Origin of the sequence: Prevotella sp. 10(H), assembly GCF_000711235.1 — a bacterium.
Taxonomy (GTDB): Bacteria; Bacteroidota; Bacteroidia; order Bacteroidales; family Dysgonomonadaceae; genus Dysgonomonas.
The window spans coordinates 482,554-504,179 of sequence record NZ_JOMI01000009.1; the positions used below are offsets into that span (position 1 = coordinate 482,554).

The 21,626-nt window shown below is 39.0% G+C and carries 12 protein-coding genes; 3 read left to right on the plus strand and 9 right to left on the minus strand.

The features are described 5' to 3' along the window. Window positions 1-176 precede the first annotated feature (176 nt). Window positions 177-1,211: a FecR family protein gene (locus K348_RS0117470; RefSeq protein WP_029906831.1), complete on the minus strand. Its 1,035-nt coding sequence runs from the start codon at window positions 1,209-1,211 to the stop codon at window positions 177-179. 168 nt (window positions 1,212-1,379) lie between these two features. Between K348_RS0117470 and K348_RS0117475 the strand changes: the two genes are divergently transcribed. Further along, complete coding sequence (locus tag K348_RS0117475; RefSeq protein WP_029906832.1) at window positions 1,380-1,931, plus strand: RNA polymerase sigma-70 factor; 552 nt, start codon at window positions 1,380-1,382, stop codon at window positions 1,929-1,931. A 17-nt stretch (window positions 1,932-1,948) separates the two neighbouring features. Here the strand turns inward: K348_RS0117475 and K348_RS0117480 are convergent, their stop codons facing one another. After that, window positions 1,949-2,866: an endonuclease/exonuclease/phosphatase family protein gene (locus K348_RS0117480; protein ID WP_029906833.1), complete on the minus strand. Its 918-nt coding sequence runs from the start codon at window positions 2,864-2,866 to the stop codon at window positions 1,949-1,951. 211 nt (window positions 2,867-3,077) lie between these two features. Here K348_RS0117480 and K348_RS18920 point away from each other — a divergent pair, with 211 nt between their 5' ends. After that, entirely contained in the window at window positions 3,078-5,825 is a 2,748-nt protein-coding gene (locus K348_RS18920) for a sensor histidine kinase (RefSeq protein WP_051698014.1), read from the plus strand. A 15-nt stretch (window positions 5,826-5,840) separates the two neighbouring features. Then, window positions 5,841-6,602 (plus strand): LytTR family DNA-binding domain-containing protein, encoded by a 762-nt coding sequence (locus K348_RS0117490; protein ID WP_029906835.1) that lies wholly within the window; start codon window positions 5,841-5,843, stop codon window positions 6,600-6,602. A gap of 136 nt (window positions 6,603-6,738) precedes the next feature. Here the strand turns inward: K348_RS0117490 and K348_RS0117495 are convergent, their stop codons facing one another. The 7 genes from K348_RS0117495 to K348_RS0117525 all read right to left on the minus strand — a co-directional run bounded on the left by K348_RS0117495 (window position 6,739) and on the right by K348_RS0117525 (window position 21,582). Then, complete coding sequence (locus K348_RS0117495; RefSeq protein WP_029906836.1) at window positions 6,739-9,024, minus strand: GH92 family glycosyl hydrolase; 2,286 nt, start codon at window positions 9,022-9,024, stop codon at window positions 6,739-6,741. Beyond that, window positions 9,021-11,516: a glutaminase domain-containing protein gene (locus K348_RS0117500; RefSeq protein ID WP_029906837.1), complete on the minus strand. Its 2,496-nt coding sequence runs from the start codon at window positions 11,514-11,516 to the stop codon at window positions 9,021-9,023. Before K348_RS0117500 ends, K348_RS0117495 begins: the two co-directional genes overlap by 4 nt. 28 nt (window positions 11,517-11,544) lie before the next feature. After that, window positions 11,545-13,713, minus strand: coding sequence for a hypothetical protein (locus tag K348_RS0117505; RefSeq protein ID WP_029906838.1), 2,169 nt, complete (start codon window positions 13,711-13,713; stop codon window positions 11,545-11,547). 229 nt (window positions 13,714-13,942) lie between these two features. Next, window positions 13,943-14,773 (minus strand): DUF3823 domain-containing protein, encoded by an 831-nt coding sequence (locus K348_RS0117510; protein ID WP_029906839.1) that lies wholly within the window; start codon window positions 14,771-14,773, stop codon window positions 13,943-13,945. Window positions 14,774-14,811: 38 nt separating this feature from the next. Beyond that, the gene (locus K348_RS0117515) at window positions 14,812-16,866 is read right to left on the minus strand and encodes a RagB/SusD family nutrient uptake outer membrane protein (RefSeq protein ID WP_029906840.1); all 2,055 of its coding nucleotides are present in this window, start codon (window positions 16,864-16,866) and stop codon (window positions 14,812-14,814) included. Window positions 16,867-16,906: 40 nt separating this feature from the next. Beyond that, complete coding sequence (locus K348_RS0117520; RefSeq protein ID WP_029906841.1) at window positions 16,907-20,095, minus strand: TonB-dependent receptor; 3,189 nt, start codon at window positions 20,093-20,095, stop codon at window positions 16,907-16,909. A gap of 17 nt (window positions 20,096-20,112) precedes the next feature. Further along, complete coding sequence (locus K348_RS0117525; protein WP_029906842.1) at window positions 20,113-21,582, minus strand: glycoside hydrolase family 76 protein; 1,470 nt, start codon at window positions 21,580-21,582, stop codon at window positions 20,113-20,115. Window positions 21,583-21,626 lie beyond the last annotated feature (44 nt).

Consider the following 21,626-nt stretch of genomic DNA (forward strand, 5'->3'; position numbering starts at 1 on the left):
ATTTTTTCTCATATTTTTGTTATGCTTTAAGTATAAAATAAATTGTTTTTCGATTTGTTTTGGCACGGAAATATGCTGGTAACATGTTTCCGTGTTTTTTATTAGATATAGGTTCTCATTTTTTCATAGGCAACAGATTTTTTAAAGGTTAGTTAGTATTAGTTAAAACAGTTTTTTTATTTTCTTAATATTATGACTGATTTGGTTGTTCCTTTATCATCTTTTTGATATGTTATTGTATGGTTTATCCTCGATGAGATTTTCATGTAGTCCAATACCTGATATAATGGTTTATCTTCGAATGTTCCTGTAAAAGTATAGGTATTGATAATCTTGTTTTTTACATCAAATTCTACGTTATAGAAGCGCGACAAACGGGCTAACACTTCTGGTAGTGGGGTTTTCCTGAATACTAAACGCCCGTACATCCAGTCTGTTTCACGGTCGGTATTCGCGGCCACTACTTCCAGTTTGCTTGTTTCTGTGGAATAAACGGCTTTCTGAGAAGGTCTTAATACTGTTTCTGAATCCTGACCTTTAATATTTAATTTGACACTGCCCGAAACGAGGGTGGTCTGTATAATATTATCTTCTTCGTAAGCCTGCATATTAAATTCCGTGCCAACTACCCGGATATTGTATTTTTTATCCGGAGTGCTCACTATAAAAGGTTGTTCATCATTGTGGGTAACTTTAAAATAAGCTTCTCCCGAGAGGATAACTTTTCGTTCTTTTCCTATATAATGAGATGGATATGTAAGGCTGCTGCCCGCATTGAGATGTACTTCCGTTCCGTCGGGAAGCACAAGTTGTGTACGTAAATTATCGTTAGATCGCACTGTAATCATGGATGCCATAAAGGTTTCCTGTACACCCGACTGTTGCAAGAACAGAGATGCTATTCCCAAAAAGCCAATAATAAGAGAAGCTGCTACTGCGGTTCGTGTTAGGAATAGGAGTCTTCTCTTTTTATTTATTCTTTTTTCTACCTTGTGGAAAGCTGAATCGATATCGCGGTTTTTAATTCTTTGCTGAGTTTTCCGGGCATAGTATATCTTGGCAAGCTGGGTAAGTATCTTTTCGTTTTCACTGTTTTCGTCAGACCATTCTTCTATCAATTTTTTTTCAATATCTGTTGTCTCTCCAATTATATATTTGAGTAGTAAAGATTCTTCAATGGTTATTGTATGATGTTTATCGAGTGATTCCATTTATATTATTCTGTTATGCTCTTTATATATACGACACATATGTATTGACCGACCCTAAACTTCGTCCGGTTTTTTTTCAGTTAATTTCCAATCTTGTTATTTTTATGACGTTTGTTGTCTGTTTATTGTGAATGAAAAATTATCTTTGTCTATAACCTGATTTATATTATGGATGAACAAGAGCTTCTTTATGAGATTCAAAGAGGGAATTCCAATGCCTATAGGGAGATGTTCGACAAATATTACTCACCTCTTTGTGAATACGCATCTCAGTTTATTCCGGATGCAGATGCTGAAGAATTAGTTCAGGATTTGATGTTATATATATGGGAAGAGAGGGAACATCTTGTAATCGGAAGTTCATTAAAGTCATATTTATTCGTAGCTGTGAAAAACCGTTCATTTAATGCTATCCGCAGGCAGCAGTATAAGAAGAAAGTACATTCATTACTATATGAGAAGCTAAAAGAGCAATTTGAAGACCCGGATTATTATATGGTCGATGAACTTGCAAATAAAATACAAAATGCGGTAAATGAATTGCCCCATAATTATAGGGAAACATTTGAGATGAGCCGTTTCGGAGAACTAACCAATGCACAGATAGCTGCAATGCTGGATATATCGGTGAAAACTGTAGAATATCGCATTACACAATCATTGAAAATTCTCCGCTCGAAGTTGAATGACTATCTTTATATGTTGCTGTTAATGATGTAGATATGATATTATAATCCCTACTTTTCAAAAGACAGCTCAACCTTTACCGGAAAATGGTCTGACGGAGTTCTTGCTGTATATCCCTGTAAAGAAACTTCCTTAGGAAAATTCCCGGAATGAATTGTCTCACTATTTTCTTTCTTCTCGCGGTATGTATCGGTGAGTATACCATAGCGTTCTGCTGTAAATCCCTGACTGATAAAGATATGGTCTATGCGGCTTTCCGTAAAAAGATTAGGATTGAAAGCATTGAAAGTACCATTCGGACTATAGTTTATTTTTGCTGTCAGGTAGGAGTCTCTCAGGATGCCGGAATCATTTAATATTTCATAGCTTTTGTGTGTTTGGTCTACATTAAAGTCTCCTGTAAGAATAACTGCATCTTCACCGCACATCTCCCTGATTTTATCCAACACCAGACTGGCGCTATGTCGCCGGGCTTCCACCCCTACATGATCCATATGCAGATTGAAAAACCAGAATTTGAATCCTGTGGTTTTATCTTCGAACTGTCCCCATGTGCAAATTCGCGGCAGTACGGCATCCCAGCCTTTGTTTGGATAATCTGTATTTTCGGATAACCAGAATTGCCCTGTTTTTAACATATTAAACATTTCTTTTTTATAGAATATCGGGGCATATTCTCCGGCTGTTTTACCATCATCGCGACCAACTCCGATATAGGAATACTCGGGAAGCTTTTCGAGCATGTCGCCCAATTGATTGTTAAGCACTTCCTGAGCGCCGAATATATCAAAATCGTGAAAACGAATCAACTGACATATAACAGGGCATCTTTGCTCCCAGCCGTTTCCTTTTTCCTTATCGCCGTTGTTCTCATATCGGATATTGTAGGAGGCTACATTTATTTTTTGAGCATTGATGGCTGAAATGCATATGAAGAATAACGGGATTATAATAAAGACTCTTTTGATACTGCGGTTCATCATTGTTGGTATTATTGAAAAAATGTTGTTTCTAAAACTTGTGCAAACTTAAATAAAATATCCGGCTTTTTATAAATAATAATGGGGAAGATTCGAATAATCGGTCATCGTAACCGGATAATAAAGCTGGAAATTTATTTCATCATTGATATATACTTTTATGTTGATAAGTGAAATCAGTTAATTAAATTTGTTAGCTATGAGAAAAATATTGTTGGTTATAATTTTTTTGTTATCAGTAGTTTCTATCCCCGCAAAAGAACTCTTTTCTATTAAGGATCTGAAGCCTGCTGATAAGTTCAGCCTCAGGATTACTGTATCGGCAGGAACAGTAGGACACAGTTCTGTGTGGGATTTTAGTCAGACACAGAAAGTTGATGTAGACTTTCATGTTTTATCGGTGGATAAAGATTCGATACGCTTGGCTATAAAGCCTATCCGTTGGTTTACTTGTTTTCAGAGTGAAGAGCAACTAAAGAATAGACAGACTGATCTTGCATATTTTAATACGGATTATTTTGGGTACTATGACGATAAGCCGATGTTCTATCTGTTTGATAATAATTCTGTAATTGCATCACTTAATACAAATGATAAAAAGGTTAATATATCGTATGCTGATTCGCCTGAAGAGAAGCACACAAACAGATATCGTAATAGATGGTATATGCAGGCTTTAAATATTCCTCAAGGGCTTAGAATGGTTTCTTTTGTTAGTCCCATTTCCGACCTTTTTATTGATTTTGATATTATTACAAAATCAGCACTCGAAAGTTTTTTCAAAGAATGGGACGAAAAAAATAGAAAGGGAGCAACGATGCCATGGCTCATAGATTTAAGGTCGGAATTTGTATCAGTATCCGATAAAGCAACATTTGCACAGTTGACATCTGCTTCTTTTGCGATTCAGCCTAATACCCATATAATGTTCACAGCATCTAAAGATATACCGGAAGACAGGATTTTTATTGAAATGGACGGAGAACGAATGAAGCCCGTGAAGTCTGTAAATTATACGTATGTGTTCAGCTTCTTTTTGTCTTCTCCCAAGCGGATGAATATTAGGGACATAATATTGGATATCACTCCGGAAGACTCGTTGAAAGTCAAATATAATTCCATATCACGCAATTATGAATTTGAAGGGAAAGGCTATGCAAACAGTGCTTATATAAACGAAATTGCCAAATTATACAATAGTAATCAGCCGGATATTTATCATGAAATGGATAAAGATATTTTCTTTAGAGAAGGGGAAGAATTACATGTATCTTTGTTGTCTAAGTACCAAAGTAATATGAATGATTATTGGCGAAAATCTGCTAAACTTTCTTTCGATTATTGGTATGCCTCAGAAAAGTTGAAATTATACAATGAAAATGTGACAAGAAGTTGGGGGGAGCCTGTTGCAACGGAAGATATGTCTCTTTGGTATAATAAACACTTTACCGATTTATTTCCTTTTGCCGATTACCTTTATCAACCTTATACTTACGGCGCACTTGTCGAAAGCTTCTATACCTATAAAGCTCAAGAAGCGAATAATAGTATAATGACAGGAATAAGATATCTTCAGGGACATATCCCTAAATATTATTTTGCAGACGCTGTTTTCTGGGGATACCCGAGATTTTATCTGACTAGCGAAACTTTGAAATATATAATGTTAAACTTTCATCTTAGCGAAAGTGAAAGGGAGTATCAGGATTTTATCCAAAAGTGCAACGTGACGGAATTGCGTAAATCGGTTATTGATTTACATGAAAAACTGGCTAAAGTTGATCCCGGAGCCAATATCAAAGATTTAGATTTAAAAATAGAAAATAAAATTCCATTAAAAAACAAGAGTGACGGATATGTGATATTACTGGTCAGAAATAGTTTGGATAACAATAAGGAAGATCTTTATTTCGAACAGCGGCTTAAGAATATATATACCGAGATTGAAAAGGCTGAGTTAAAAGATAAAGTAAATGTTTGTATTATAACTTCTGAATCTCATAAATCCCATTTCGATTCTAAACCGGAAATACAAAAGCAGATAATATTTGTTCCTGACGCCAATGTGAGGGAATTCGAAGATAAGTTAGTTTCTGATGATAGGGATTATATGGTGATTAGGAATAACGGTATAATTATTAACAGAGAGCAAAACAGCAATCGTATAGACTCTCCATATTTTCTAATCAGAAACATACAAGAGGATATAATCAAACAAAACGATCAAAACTCCGCTTCCGGCGGAGTTTTGATCGTCATTATTACTTCGTTGCTAAGCATATTGATTACATTTTTACTTGTTCGGTTTATTATCCGGCGTCGCGAAAAAAGAAGAAGACAAATGTTGGAACTGGAGTTAAAAGCAATACGTGCACAGATGAATCCGCACTTCACGTTCAATGCATTAGGCTCTATTCAGAATCTTATATCGCAAAAGAAAGAAAAAGAAGCGAATGATTATCTGGTTAATTTTGCCAGACTACTGCGGATGGTATTGTCTACATCGGAGAAAAAATTGGTGACATTATCTGAAGAAATATCTTTATTAGAACTTTATTTGCAGCTTGAGCAATTACGGGTGTCTTTTGAATATGTAATCGATATCGATGAAAGTCTAGATGTCGAAAATGAAGAAATCCCCGGGATGCTGATTCAGCCGATTGTAGAAAATGCAGTAAAGCATGGCATTGCTCCCAAAGGCGGAGGCAAAATATCTATTCGTTTCAATTTGACAAATCATAATCTCTATGTAGCTGTAACCGATACCGGATCGGGTTATTTTGAAGAAAATTCCGGAGCAAATAAAGGCTTTGGATTACGGTCTGTTCGCGAACGGTTAGGCTTATTAAATAAAGAATATCATCTGAATATAAATCTGAAAATAGAAAATATAGAAGAGGGTGGAATTGTAAAAGGTTGTAAAGTTACTTTGTCGATTCCTGTCTGAAAAATAAATCACGATATGGCTACGAAAAAAATTATACAGGCTATCATAGTAGAAGATGAACATAATAACAGAGAGAATCTGCAGAACCTGCTCCACGAATACTGTCGCTCTGTAGATATAGTAGCGGTATGTTCTTCTGCTTTAGAAGGAAGGCAAAAGATAATGTTACATAAGCCCGATCTGGTATTTCTGGATATAGAAATGCCCGGCGGTGACGGTTTTTCAATGCTTGAAAGTCTGCCTGAACTTGATTTTGAAGTAATCTTTGTCACAGCTTTTACAAGCTATGCAGTAAAAGCAATCAAATTTTCGGCCTTAGACTATATAGTAAAACCTATCGATACTATGGAATTATTAAGGGCTGTGGATAAGGCTGTAAAGAAAGTTCAGGATAAGATAGATAATTCGCGGATGGTTAATCTTATCGAAAATCAGCATAGAGCAGAAGATAAAAAGGTTCTGGCTCTTCCTTTGTCGGATAAAATAGAATTTGTTGAAATTTCAAATATTATACGTTGTCAGGCTGATGGAAATTATACAATTTTCTATTTAAAGAGCGGAGAAAAGCTTTTGATATCCAAAACACTTAAAGAATATGACGAGCTTCTTTCCTCCTACAATTTCCTGAGGGTACATCAGTCGCACCTCATAAATTTACTGGAAGTAAAAAGCTTTATCAAAACAGACGGCGGATACATTCTGATGAGAGATGGCAGCCACATAACTATATCCAGACAGCGCAGAGAAATGGTGATACGCATTTTAAGAGATAAATAAATCAAAGATTTTTCCGGTGAATGTCAACCTACATAATCCCCAAACATGCAAGAAGCAAGAAAGACTTACAATGTCTGTAAGCCTTTCTCTTATATTCTTATCTCTACGATAAGATAGTTATTTCTTTTCTTTCTGATTACCTTTTTTCGTTAGAAAATGAGTATGGGAAATCTGTATTGTTTATTCCCCTGTTTTTATTCGGATTGGCAGACATCCGGTAGTTTATTTTGGCTCCGTTAATCAAAACATCGTGTGTCACATAATTTTTTGATTGGTTCTTTCCGTTGACCGATAATGCGTCAATATAGCGGGTGCTGTTATCGTTGTTGGGAGCGGTAATTTCTATCTGTTTACCATTTTCTAATCTGACAGTAACTTTTTTAAATAGCGGGCTTCCCACAATATATTCATCCGTTCCCGGACAAACAGGGTAAAAACCAAGTGCAGAAAAGACATACCAAGCCGAAGTCTGGCCATTGTCTTCATCGCCGCAGTAGCCATCGGGATTAGGCGTGTATAGCTTATCCATTACTTCACGTACCCAATATTGTGCTTTCCAAGGTTCACCGGAATAGTTGTATAGGTAAATCATGTGCTGTATAGGCTGGTTACCATGTGCATAGTTACCCATATTCATAATCTGCATTTCGCGTATCTCATGGATAACAAATCCATAGTAACTATCGTCGAACAACGGTGGTACATTGAATACAGAATCCATCATCTGGTTGAACCCGGCTTTTCCTCCCATCAGGTCGATAAGCCCTTGCGGGTCGTGAAATACAGACCATGTATAATGCCAGCTGTTACCTTCGGTAAAGGCATCTCCCCACTTCAACGGATTGAACGGCGATTGGAATTTACCGTCTTCATTCTTTCCACGCATAAGCTTATGGCTTGGATCGTAAAGATTTTTATAATTCATGGCATGCTTGGCAAAAATATCTATTTCGCTTTTCGGCTTACCCAGTTTCTTTCCGAGTTGGTAAATACACCAGTCGTCATAGGCATACTCAAGTGTGCGCGCTGCATTTTCATTTATACCTACATTATAAGGGACATAGCCCAGTTTGTTATAATATTCAAAACCTTTTCTTCCGGTAGTACCGACTTTAGGATGCTCAGCATTTGCACCATGTACAACCGCTTTCCAGAGTGTTTCGATATCGTATCCGCTGAGTCCTTTCAGATAAGCATCTGCTACTACCGAGGCAGAATTATTACCTACCATGCAATCTCTGTGGCCGGGACTTGCCCATTCAGGCAGAAAGCCACTCTCCTTATAAGTATTCACAAGCCCTTCCTGCATCTTCTCATTCATGGAAGGATAAATCAGATTGAGCAAAGGGAAAAGACTGCGGAAAGTATCCCAGAATCCCGTATCTGTAAACATATATCCCGGCAGAACTTCTCCATTGTACGGGCTGTAATGCATCACTTTCCCCTTAGCATCTATCTCATAGAAGCTTCTTGGGAAAAGTAGGGAACGATAAAGGCAGGAATAGAAAGTTCGTAGGTTGTCGATGTTATCATCTTCAACCGCAATCTTACCTAATACCTCATTCCAATCATTCCTGCCTTGTTCTTTTACCTGCTCCAATGTTTTGTCTGCCAGTTCTTTCAAATTCAGTTCGGCTTGGTCGAAACTAATGAAAGACGATGCAACACGGGCATGAATCTTTTCTCCTCTTTTTGTTGCAAAACCAATGATTGCTCCGGCATGATTTGAATTAACTTCCACATTGTCTTGAGAGATGTTTCCTGAATTTACAGATGCTTTGTATGTAAAAGGCTTATCAAAGACAATTACAAAATAATTTTTGAAATTTTCAGGTACACCACCGCTGTTTTTTGTTGTATAGCCGATTATTTTATTTTCTTCCGGAATAATCTTTACATACGAGCCATTATCGAAAGCATCGATGACTACGAAAGAGTTTTCATTCTCAGGAAACGTAAAACGAAATAAAGCTGCTCTGGAAGTCGGAACCAGTTCAGTCACCACGTCATGGTCGGCGAGATAAACACTATAATAATAGGGCTTAGCTATTTCGGCCTTATGCGAAAACCAGCTGGCGCGTTCGTCCTGATTGAAAACAGGCTTTCCTGTTACCGGCATAATCACGAATTGTCCGTAATCATTCATCCACGGGCTAGGCTGATGCGTCTGTTTGAATCCCCGAATTTTATCCGAATCGTAAGTATAGGCCCATCCGTTTCCCATTTCACCTGTCTGTGGCGTCCAGAAGTTCATTCCCCAGGGTACGGCAATTGCAGGGTAAGTATTCCCTGTAGACAGGGAATGCTTACTTTGAGTTCCTACAAGTACAGATACATAATCCACAGGATCAACCCCTTTCTGAGAATAAATTGTACTGACAGTCCAGAACAGAATACTTATTATAAATATTAGTCTTTTCATTTTGCCTTATTATTTATCTTGCCTTCCAACATCTTTATATAATAACCTCCTACAACCGAGCGGGCTTTAAAGCCTCTCCAGTTAGAGCTGTCTGTAAATACCCAGTCAGACATTGGTACTCTGTCTACTGTTTCATTGTAAAATGTATAAAGAGGATCGATAAATTTCTCAAAAGTTGCCTGATCCGAAGCCATTGTAGCAGTCCACATAATCCAGTCACTTTTTGTATATGTTTCGCGGTTATCCAGAGGCAAGCCGTATTTATTTTGTTTAGTCAGGTAATAAGCGATTTCCTTTTGAGCAACTTCTTCAGGGAAAATAGACAGATTTAATAACTTGTTCCATACAAGGTTATATTTCTGGCTCCATGTTCCCGGTTTATCAAATGTCAGCTTATAATGGTCACCGTCATCAGCCATTTTCATCCATTCATTGGCCATTTCCTTAGCTTTAGCAGTATATTTTTCTGCGACATCCTTTTTACCCAGCATATCTGCCATACGGCCATAACAGCCAACTGCCATGATTGCTTTTACAGAAAGATTGACATTGTGAGCGAAGTGACCTGCAAAGTCATCGGTACAAAGTTGGTTTTCGGGGTCAAGTCCATACTCGGTCAGATAATCTGTCCATGTTGTCAACACATCCCAATGCTTTTCTGCATATTTGGCATTGCCCTCCATTTCTGCGATAGCAGCTGTCACAATAATCATATTGCCCGATTCTTCTACAGGCATATCACCGCCATATGTTTGCCCGTTTGCCAAAGGATAAGTGCCAACATCGTGTGCAGGGAACGGCTTAGCCCATTTACCGCTTTCACTATAATAGAAAATGTGATTTAATAAGCCTTTTGCCAGTTCAGGATTGTAATACAGGAATAACGGAGAAGAAGGATATGTAATATCGACTGTTCCGATAGAGCCGTTACTGTTATTCTCTTTCGAAAGGAATAATAGATCCCCGTTAGGAGCCTGCACCAGTTTATGAGCGGAAATCGATTGCCTGTAAGCTAATGCACATAGATCTGCATACTTTTTCCCTCCTGCATTCATGGCAGTTTTCATCAACTCACTATCGAAAGCATAGCATTTTTCGATAAGCTTATCGTACTCTTTGTTTGCTTTGTGGAACTCATCAGTGATATTCTGATTTCCGTCTTTATTCCAGTAAGGACGTAGATTTTCTCCAAAATATTGAATTGAATAAAGATCATCGTAACCTATCATTATTTTGCCTGAGACAGGTTCGTTGACTGATCCTAAATTACGGGAAAATGCAATTTTATCACCTTGACTGTTTGTTATATTTTCTTTATTACCATTGATAAAACCGGTTCTTAATTCTTCGCTCTCACCCACACTGAAGGTAGTATTTTCCTTTTCAGCTACAAGGTAAAAGTAGCCCCAGTCGATACGAAGATCATCACCTTGTTTTGACAGTATCTGCTGATCGACGCTACCGGTCTTTAAAAACAGAAGATTTCCGTTTTCAAAACCTTCGCTTACAGATTTCTGCAGAGGCTTATCCAATGCCCATTCCGAAGATGCTTCGAAATATAATTCTACGTCATGAGCAGTATTTCCATTCGGTAAAACTTCGTAAGAAATATAGTTTACCGGACGTGATATCAGATTCAGATCTTCCATAAATAGCGGGGCAGAGAAAGTCAGTTTCAAATCTACGTCACCACATGCAAATACATAATGTGTCTGGGTAGCCTGCACATCCACGGATTTCTGAACTGCCGTATTCTTCAATAATTCCTTATGATCTTTTTCCCTCACTAGACCGAAATCCAAGAGTGCATTCCCACCCCGGTTGTAGCAATAGCCTGCAATGATATTTTCGCCTTTCTTAAGGGTTGATAAGACTTCATCCGATAATCTCAGCAATACATTTTTATGGCATGCATTACCGGTATTAACCACTTCGATACCATTAATATAAATAATGGCATCATCGTCGTGTGAATATTCAAGAAATACTTCTTTTCCCGATAAATCTTCTTCAAGATTTACTGTTCTTCTTACCCATATATATTCGGTACTCCACTGGGTTTTTGCCGTTACTTCATTTTCTTTGGTTCCGAAGGCGGCTTTGTCTTCTTTCCATGAAGAATCGTTAAATTCTTTATTCATCCAGTTAGTAGACGGTTTAGTAGTGGTATACTTGCCTGTCCATCCGCCTTGTTCGGATGTGGGAGCGATAGCAACCATCGGAATATTTTCCGTACCCATGAAGCGGTAACCAGTTCCATTTACTTTTATTGCGCCGACCAATGGAAAATTTTTTCCTGTCCAGTGTTTTACGCTTTCATCATACAGGTTGTCGGTCATAGACCATGCACTTGTATATGGGTCGATAGTAATCAGCGGATATGCCGGTGCACGCAAATTATTTTTTGTGACTTCATAATCCTGTTTTGACTGATTCTTACAAGCGATCAGGCATAAGCAGGAGAGAAGTAGGATTGAAAATACTTTTCTCATGTTTTATATTCTTTATTGTGTGTGTATATTACCATTTTATCGTCACAGCAACGCCATCCGGATTGTTTTCAAATTCGGCCAGATATGTTTTTGATTGCTGATCCCATGCTGTGTTTGTATATTTTTCTTCACCATTGATGAGGACACTCACCGGTTTCTTTGGTAAAAGAATTCGGGATACATTTGTTGTGTTTACAGGGCTTTTGGCAATAAATGAATACGAATTTTTATCTCTCTTTTCTTCGTAGGCCCTGCTTGCCGAAACAAGGATCTGAGGCTTTTGCTTATCTTTCACCCTGTCGACATTGAAGAAATAAGCCTGCTCACCCGGTTGAATACTTTTAGATTTGTATACAGGTAGTTTAGGGTCGAACATATCTATCAGATTTCCTTTTATTGTATAGGGTTCGTTATTTATGCTTTCGTCCAGTACTGCAACCAAATCGTAAGCCCCTCTTTGCAGATAAAAATTATTCTTAAATTCCAATTTGCCTGCTTTTTGCTCGTACAACCTTTTTACAACATCTATCAGTTGTTTATCATTTCCTGCAGTCAGGACAAACTCTTTCGGGTCGGCACGAAGAATATATATTTTACCTTTTCCATGTGTGTATTCACCTTGTGTAGGTGAAGCTGTAATATTCATCTGTTCGAACAGGTGATTTGAAGGTGCTGTATATTTATTTCCATTTGTATTCCACCATTCGAGCACTGTCTGGAACGGATCGTCGTCACGACCGCTATAAACCAGGGTACCACCTCCTTTTATCCATTCGGCAATTTGGGTATGAGCTTCCGGCGATAAAGGCTTCATATTAGAATAAGACATCAATAAGACTTTGGTATCAGCAAGAGCCTGCTTATATCCGAGATTTTCTATATGTACTGTTTTTACAGGAACTCCTCTTTTAAGGAATGGCAGAGCCTGACCGTAGAAATTGGCCAATTGAGGGTCTTCATATCCTGCATGAGTAGGAAATCTCTGGAACATCAGAGAATTAGCCATCAGGACACTGATACCGTTCGAACCTGTTACCTTATTGTCGGATAAAGGCATATCATTCAGCGAATTTATCATTACCTGCATTTGGGTAGAGTAATGTCTTGGAATGCGTTCTCTCTTATCGCTGTTGGCACTCGTTCTGTATAACCCTTCATATATGCGTTCGGGCCAAGGCATAATCTCATAATCGGCGATGTTCGGATATAATAGTTGAGCTACAAATGTAGCCTGATAATTCACTTTGTAATCTACCCAGTCTTTTGCGCGGTCTTCTATAGGGTCGGTTAGGAAAAACATTTTTCGTCCGGTAGGAGCCGTCATTGATTCCATCGAGCCGTATTCAAGATAAGCGGTTTCGAAAACTCTTTCTTTTGGCTTTCCATTGTAATAATTAGGTTCCCGTGAAGTTCCTGTCCATACCTGTGCTATATATCCGTCTACGCAGGGTAAAGAAGCAAGGCTGGCTTCGGGGCTCACAATCATCCATTGTGAGTAGTTGACGAGGGAGTGTGTAGGAACGTAACATTTCACATCCATCCCTTTGCTCTTACCGTATTCTTTGGCGTATGTAAATACTTCATTGAGGGCATTATAATATAACTGATACTTTAGCTTACTCGCTAAATATGTATTCTCGGGAGATTCATGCTGTGGACGCCAGTCGAAGCCATAAAACTTTTTCCATTCATTTTTAAAGGCATCACTGTATCCGGCACGTGCCCAGAATTCGGGCTCTTCCATAAAAATAGCATCGATGCCTGCATCTATTACTCTTTTTACATGTTTTTCTTTCAGGTATTTCAGAAAGTTTTCGGAAGGTACTATGTAAGGAACCATATGTCCATGCCATATTGTATCTCCGTTTTGCTGTACCTGCCCTTCGTCGAGATGCCATTTGCCATCCCACTGGCCTGTAAAGTAGTCCTGATATTCACCCCATGCTATACCCGTCATGAAATGGGCGATATATCCTTTGTCGCGCCATGATTTCACACGTTCTTCAAAAGGTATTCTTTTCGATTTATCAGACGGATTTCCTCCTACGCCATACACCATAACAGCATCGGCACGGTTATCTATTGTCGGTCTCCATTCCCGGGAAGTCTGAAATGTTGTCTTAACATTATCAGCAGTTTGGGCAACAAGCTGAAAGCATGATCCCAAAAGACATAAAATCAATACATTCTTTTTCATAAGTAAATTATAGCCAAGATAATCAAAACATTTTGTAATTGTAATCTATAAATATAGCGCTATTTTAACATTTACGGTATTTATTATCAGGTTTTTTGAGGGATATCTTTGTTTATTTTGGCTTACATGATTTATTGTTCTCTTACGAGAGAGTTTTATCATAAAAAGTTAAGGTTTAAGGCTAAACCTGAGCAGTTGAACCTTAAACCTTAGAATTAAGTATTAAAAACTATGGAACCATTAGTTCTTTAGCCTCATTATAGTTGTAACGTCTCGTTCCGCTTCCTTTTGGTGTTCCGTAATTAATACGTGCGGCTGCACGCACAAATACCGTACGTCCCGAAGGTATGGTACCTTTAGACTGAATAGTAATTACTTCGCCTAATAGCGGACTAAAGTCAGAACCTGAATAGGAAAGTTCACCCGACCATGGATCGAACTGATCGTTATCATAGCTTGTTCCATAACCCACGCTCGATGAATAGCTGACAAATAAACGTACATCCGTAACGTTCACAAAATTGTTGTCATATCCGCCCATAGGTTCTATCTTATTTTTGAATTCAGCCTCAGAAACTCCACGCGTAACACGTATTTTTGCTGTAACCTTTCCATTGCTAATTGTAGGCTCACCTACCCATTCAATATTAAGGAAAGGCTGAACTTCAAATTTTACTTTAGTGACACCCTTTATTTCCATAGTCTGAGTATCGTCGGCTATTGGTGTGCCGTTTGCGTCTTCCCGAAGCAGAGGAATAAATGCCCCTATAACATCGATATGGTATGTACCTTTGAATAATTTGGTATTCTGGAAAGTACCATCCGACATACAATTGAAGTCAGGATTATGCTGTACATTTTCTCCCCAGCTAAGTTCTGTCAGGCGTATATAAGTGCCTTCTCTTCCCTGATCGGTAAGTACTCTTTTTCCGGTAGCTGCATCCACGACTTCTCCTTGCAATGTTTCTTTAGGTTCATCATAGTTGTCTATCTCGAACATACTGCAGGAACTGAACGAAAACAGCGCACATAATAAAGTATATAATGCTATTTTTTTCATATTCTTTATATTCATAATTATTGATTTTTCTATCATCATTATCTGTTTGGTTGTTGGTCAATGACAAGACTCTTCGCTACCTCTCCGCCCGGGATTTCGAAATAATAATCGATCGGAGTATAGTTAAATGTTTTCAATGATGTCATTTGGAAATGAGCGTCGAAGAAATATTTTCCGGTTTCGGTAGAGAAGAATGGATAAAGCCCGCGGAAACGATAACCGTTAGAGTTTGAGAAGATGCTTTTATTTCTTATTTCTCCCCAGAATTCATCTCTGTTCTCGTAATGTTGTACACGCCAGCGTCTCAAATCCCATTTGGTTTTATGTTCGAAGGCCAGTTCTTTACGTCTTTCTTTGCGTACAATATTGCGGCTTTCTTCCGATGCAGTAAGGCTTCCTGTAAGAAGTGTGGCACCTGCACGTTCGCGGATATCATTTATCGCTTTTGTAGCTACATCCAGCATATTGCTTCCGTCAGGAGATTGTCCGCCGAGTCTTGCCAGTTCTACAGCAGATTCTGCAGCTGTAAGAAGTACATCACCATAACGTATAAGAATGAATGGCTGAGCTGATTTTCCTTGATCCGAAACGAATGAAGGATCAGGATTAAGCCATTTACGACCGTAAAGACCTGTTAAAGCAGATTCTCCTTGCGAATAGAACGGGCCGTTTGCTCCGGCAGCAGTCATTTCGGTTCCGTTATAGTTCACTTTTACCTGAGTTTCGAGCGTAGAACTTAGATATAGTGTTTTCGGATCCTTACTTGCTATATCCAACTGAGTATAGTTCTTCTCTGCATTGGCATAAGAATAATCATCGAATAGAGGTTTTACGGGTGCAGAGCCTGTATATATACCAGCCCTTATTTCAATTTCTTTACCTTTAAATATATCGCCCGGGAAAATCACATAAGCACGTAAGCGAGGTTCTGCATTTTTGAAAAAATCCAATGGCTTATCGTACATGATATATTCACCTTGAGTATTCGAGTTACCTGTAGTAACTTTTACCGTTCCATCAGGATAACGGTCGAAACCTTCAAATAATTCGAGGAAATCGAGTGTAGGGCAAGTTCCGGAAGACAATGCGGTGCGAAATACTAAAGGTTGGCTGTAAGAGTCATATCCGTGAGTAAGAGTCGGATATAGATATTTTTTTACGAAAATATTCTCCTTACTGTTCAGGTCGCTGAACATATCTACCATATTCTGATATTGAGCTTCAGGATTATTAGCTTCCCATTTATTCTTATATAAAGAATATCTTCCGTCGGTTATTATTTGATGTGCAGCTTTGTATGCTTCGCTGTAATATCTTTTAGCTGCAGCATTCCATCTGTCTTCTGCAAAGCCGATTACACGTACACCTGTTTTTTTACCTAAACCGGTAAGACGTCCCGAAACCTTTTCATTGTACTGTGCTACACTACCTGCATATAACATTGCTTCAGCTTTGAATGCGAGCGCCACATATTTATTAGAGTAACCATCCTTAGGACTTTCCGGTAACATTAAAGAAATGGCCTGATCGAAATCGGCAAGTATTTGATCCCATGTCTCTTCTTCACTGGCGCGTGGAACTTCTAATGCGGATTTGTCAGCCGGATATTCTATAACTTTAGTTACCAGTGGCACCCCTCCGAAACGTTTTGCCATTGTATAGAATACAAAAGCGCGTACGTAATATGCTTCACCTATATAATGATTATAATTTGCTTCGGAATAAGAGTCTCTGTAAGTAGGTAAATTTTCGATCAGGTAATTAGCATGACGCAATAACTCGAATGCCGGCCCCCAGTATGTTGTTCTTTCTCCATTGAAAGTTTTACAAATACCATCTCTGTTAGTCGCTTCTCCTGTAGCCTCGATTCCCATAGCTCCAAGCCATGAATTAAACTCAAAGCCCCATTCGCCGAGATATTTAAATTCCTCGAATGGCATTTTACTATATACACGTGACATATAAATGTCCATACCTGCATCGTTCGATAAGAGGTCATCATCTGTAATCAGCCCTTTTGGCGGTACATCCAAATCCACACAAGCGGTGAAAGAAAGTATACCAAGCAGGGATATTATAAATATTTTTTTCATATATCAAATTTGTTATTCGTAACTAGTTAATATAAATTTTTTAGAACGTGAGCGACATACCTACCGTATAGGTTTTATTCAGAGGATAGAGTCTACCGTTTTCCTCATCAGGATGCTCAGGGTCAACAAATTTTACTGCTGTTATGGTAAATAAGTTATAAGCATTTGCAAATACACGCAGATTCATTGACGGTAATGCTTTTATTTTCGGTATTGTATATCCGAATTCGATGCTTTTAAGACGCAGATATGCTGTACTGACACGGTTAAATTCAGAATTCACATCCGGGGAAGGGCGTCCTGTGTAACTATAATGGCCCTTTATCCACTCTGTTTTAGGATCATAAATGTCTGCCTTAGGATCTGCCGGATGCCAGCGGTCCAAATATTGCTCGAGAACTCCGCCTCCATTACTTCCCCATATAGCATATAAAGGTTCTGTGTATACCATTGAGCCGAGTGCCGATCCTTGGAAAAGTACATTCAGGTCAAAGTTTTTGTAGGCAAAGTCAAGATTCAAACTATAGTTTAACCATGGTGTCTGATCGAAAGCATACGGATGCATATCCAATCCGTTGATCTGACCGTCGCCATTCCAGTCCTGATATTTATAATCACCCGGTACAAGGGCACTTTCCTTATAAGTCGGATATGTCCATATATCCTGCCAGTTTTGGTAACGTCCTGCAGATTCATAACCGAATTGTACACCTTGATAACGGTTATTAAGATTGTCGTTTCTCCAGCGATCGTAAGAGTTTGACCACGGGCCTTTTTCCGATCCTACCAGTCGTTTCTGACGGGTAACGGTACCAATAGCTTTTACCCTGTAAGAGAAATCATTGATTCTGTTTCGATGGGTCATTTCCAAATCTAAACCAAAATGACGTTCACTATCCAGATTTTCGCGCGGTGCTGTAGAGCCTACTACAGTAGGAAGTTCCCCTGTGTTACGAGCAAAAAGCCCTTTTTGTTCTCTGTTGAAATAATCTAATGAGAAGCCGAATAATCCGTTCCATCCTTCAAAGTCTACACCGACATCAAAAGTGCGTGCTGTATACCATGTAGAATTTGCATTAGGCAAAGCTAGAGGGCTGAATGCCGTTACGAATTGACCATTAAACAGATATCCGGGAGCCCATTGTGCGTAATAGCCATTCTCTGCATTACTGCTTGTAGCGGGGTATTCGTATCCTGTCGCCCAGTCATATTCAAGTGCTCCGTCGTTACCAAGTTCTCCATAACTGGCACGGAATTTCAATTGTTCAACAAATGAAAGAGCTGATATATTTTTGAAGAAAGGCTCTTCTGATAAACGCCAGCCTATCGATGCCGAAGGGAAGAATCCCCATCTGTTTTTCGGAGTGAACTTAGAAGACCCGTCGTAGCGGAATTGGAATTCTGCAATATAACGGCTTCCGAATGCATAATTCACACGGCCTATCCAAGAAGAATAAGTATGGTCATATACGTCACCCTTATTGCTGGACATGCCACCTATTTGAGTGGCATCATTGTGTCCTGCCGATAAATATGGGGTTGTAAAGGCAAGGTTGCGCTGTGCATAAAAGTTGTCGCCTTTTTGCTTTTGACCTTCCCAACCCAATACTCCGGTTATGGCATGATCTCCGAATGTACGGTTATAGTTGAGGAGAATCTGTCCTAATGTTTGTTGTTTATCGAATATTTCGCGACGAAGCTGCGACGGAGCGCCTTTCTCATATCTTTGTCTTGTATACGAGTCGGTATCCTTATCGTAAGCGTATTGATAATACTCTCTACGATAAGATTCGTTATTATCCATGCGATAATCATAGCTGAATAATCCTTTCAGAGTCAAGCCTTTTAATTCCGGAGTTATTACGCCGAGGTCGTAGTTTAGAGAAACTGAAGACTGGAAATATTTTTGTTTATATTTCTTATAACCGGATATGTCAGAGTTTATGAATGCTACCGGATTTTCAAACTCTTCCAGTCCTTCATAGTTCAACATTGTATTCTCAGGGTCTGCATATGCTCCATATATTGGGCCTTGTCTCCAATAGGAGCGGATAATGTCCTGTGTTCTCGCATACGGAGTATTCCGTTCGTCCAAGACTCCGCTCAGGTTTAAATCCAATGTTAAACCATTAGCAATTTTAGTGGTGATATTCGAACGAAGATTGAATTTATCATAGTTCAAGTCACCGGTTTTAAAGAAACCTTCCTGATAGAAATAACCCATTCCGATGTAATACTGAGTTTTCTCATTGCCACCCGATACACTGACATCATGCTGAGTCTGAGGTGCCGTATCGGCAAAGATCAGAGAGTTCCAGTCGGCTGCGCGTCTTGTCCCATTACGGAATTCTTCAAACACATGATCTCCGAATTCAGGAACATACACACCATTATTCTTAATATTATTACCTTTTTCGTTAGACAGGGTCATTGCATCATATGGATTCACCAGTTTAGGCATGCCCGAAGGAGCCTGCAGAGTAAAGGAGCCATTATAAGAGACAGTAGTCTTGCCGTCTTTTGTTCCTTTCTTAGTGGTTACCAATACAACACCGTTAGCCGCACGCACCCCGTAGATAGCTGCAGAAGCGTCTTTCAGTACAGATATATCGTCAATATCGTTTGCGTTTAAGCGTTGGAAGTCTGCAGTTGTGCGTGGGATACCATCGATAACTATCAATGGAGCACCCAGCCCGCGTATATCAAAGTTATTATTGAAAGTTCCCGGCTCGGCACTTTTTTGCCATACACGTACACCGGCAATTTTACCGGTAAGCATATTCTGCGGGTTTTCATTCTTTGTCTTTATCATTTCGTCGCCCTTGATACCTGCAACAGCACCTGTAAGGGTAACCTTTTTCTGTACACCATATCCCACTACCACTACGTCTTCTAGCGTAGTTGCATCGACTTTCAGAGCAACGTTGATCTGTGTACGTCCGTTTACTTTTTCTTCTACAGTACTATATCCGATAAACTTAATTACCAGTGTAGCATCTGCAGGGGCCTCCAGACTATATTTACCATCCACATCGGTAATGGTACCCATAGTAGTATTCTTAATCGATACACTCGCTCCCGTTACAGGTTCGTTAGTTTCATCAGTAACTACCCCTGATATGGTTCTGTTTTGCGCCAATAATGATAGAGGTGCAAAAGCTATCATTAACACCAGTAAAATGCACGAATATAGCGTCCGCATTTTTCTTGTATGCCGTGTTTCTATCATAAAAATTTAAGTTTAAGTTATTTATCTTTTTCCAGTTCGTAACGTGCTAATACAGCATATTCGGCAGCAAAAGCGAATGTAAACATGTCTTTTACCCGGTTGTTGTTATTATCACGGCTCCATCCCAATAGTAGGTTAGTAGGAAGGAAACTTTTGTAAACAAAGTTTTTATAGCTGTAATCCAGATTCTTTTGGAAGCTATCTATTGCTTTTGATGCATTGCTATATAATGGGTAGATGTCCACATATCCGCGCATCAATACTCCGTTGAACCAGTTTCGGTCACCGCTGATATCGTAAGTATAATATCCGGCTACTGTGGTTCCCAGTTTAGCAAAGTATTCAAAGCTTGCATCCGTCAGTTTTTTAGCATCTTCCAGATATACACTGTTGTTGGTTACGCGATACAGGTCTGCAGCACCGGAAAGCATTGTTCCGCTGTTGTAGCTGATTGCCGGTCCTGCCCGGTCAGGCAAAGGAGTATTTATACGATACCTTTTCCCTCCAACAGTTTCATAATGTATGTTTTCATCACTGAACCCGCCCATCATATCATCATATACACCGTCGGGGCGCAAAAGATGATTCTTTTGGTAGTCGTATATCTTTTTGGCAAAATCCAGATAATAATTACTTTTCTTTACAGAAACGCTTTTACGGCTTTTATCCGGTTCTATATAACGGTGAGTAGTCTCGTCATTCTTACCTTTATATAATTCATGGAGCCATACTAAAGGGCTAACCATAGGGCCATTACTACATGAATGTTTTGATACATAGCCGGGTCCCCAAGTGATTCCTCCGTTTTCTTTACCGTTATTATCCAAAGTACAATCCCAGCCGTCGAGAACATATTCTGTAAGATATTCAGCTTCTTTAAGATACGTATCATTGCCTGTCAGCTTATAAGCTTCGAGCAATTCACGTATCAGCCATTGCTGATCATCGTATACATTTTCTCTGTGTTCTACATTTGCCGAACCTTTATCACCAGCTCTATGAACTCCGTATACAGTCCATTCTCTAGTCTGTGTGTATGAAGTAAGGGTGAATGTTCCTTTATAGTAGGCAGCATTGTCATAGAGTTTGGCCAGTAAGTCAGTATACTTATTGAAGTACTGGTTATAGAGTTCAGGCTTTCCGTTATCTTTCAGGGATTTGAGCCCGTGTAAAACTGTATTCACCGCTTCGATCGAACTGGTATAATCCCATACACTTCCTGTTTCCTCTTCTCCTTTCGAGTTGGTACGCGCTCCGGTATAAGGATTGTAATACATAGACAATTTCATACCTGTACCTTCAAAATAGTTTGATACGGCAGCATCAACTATTTCCATTGCTTTGGAAAGGTTTTCCTCTGCTACAGTCTGTGTCGGTGCAGGGTCTGGATTCCCTCCGCCATTATCGGAACCATCATCCGAATCGCTACAAGCATTAGTACTTAAAATGAATAGAGAGGAGAGAATAGTGATAACTATTTTTTTCATTTTTCTTTCTGTGTTTTTTACTTCCCTTGCGAATCTTCTTATTG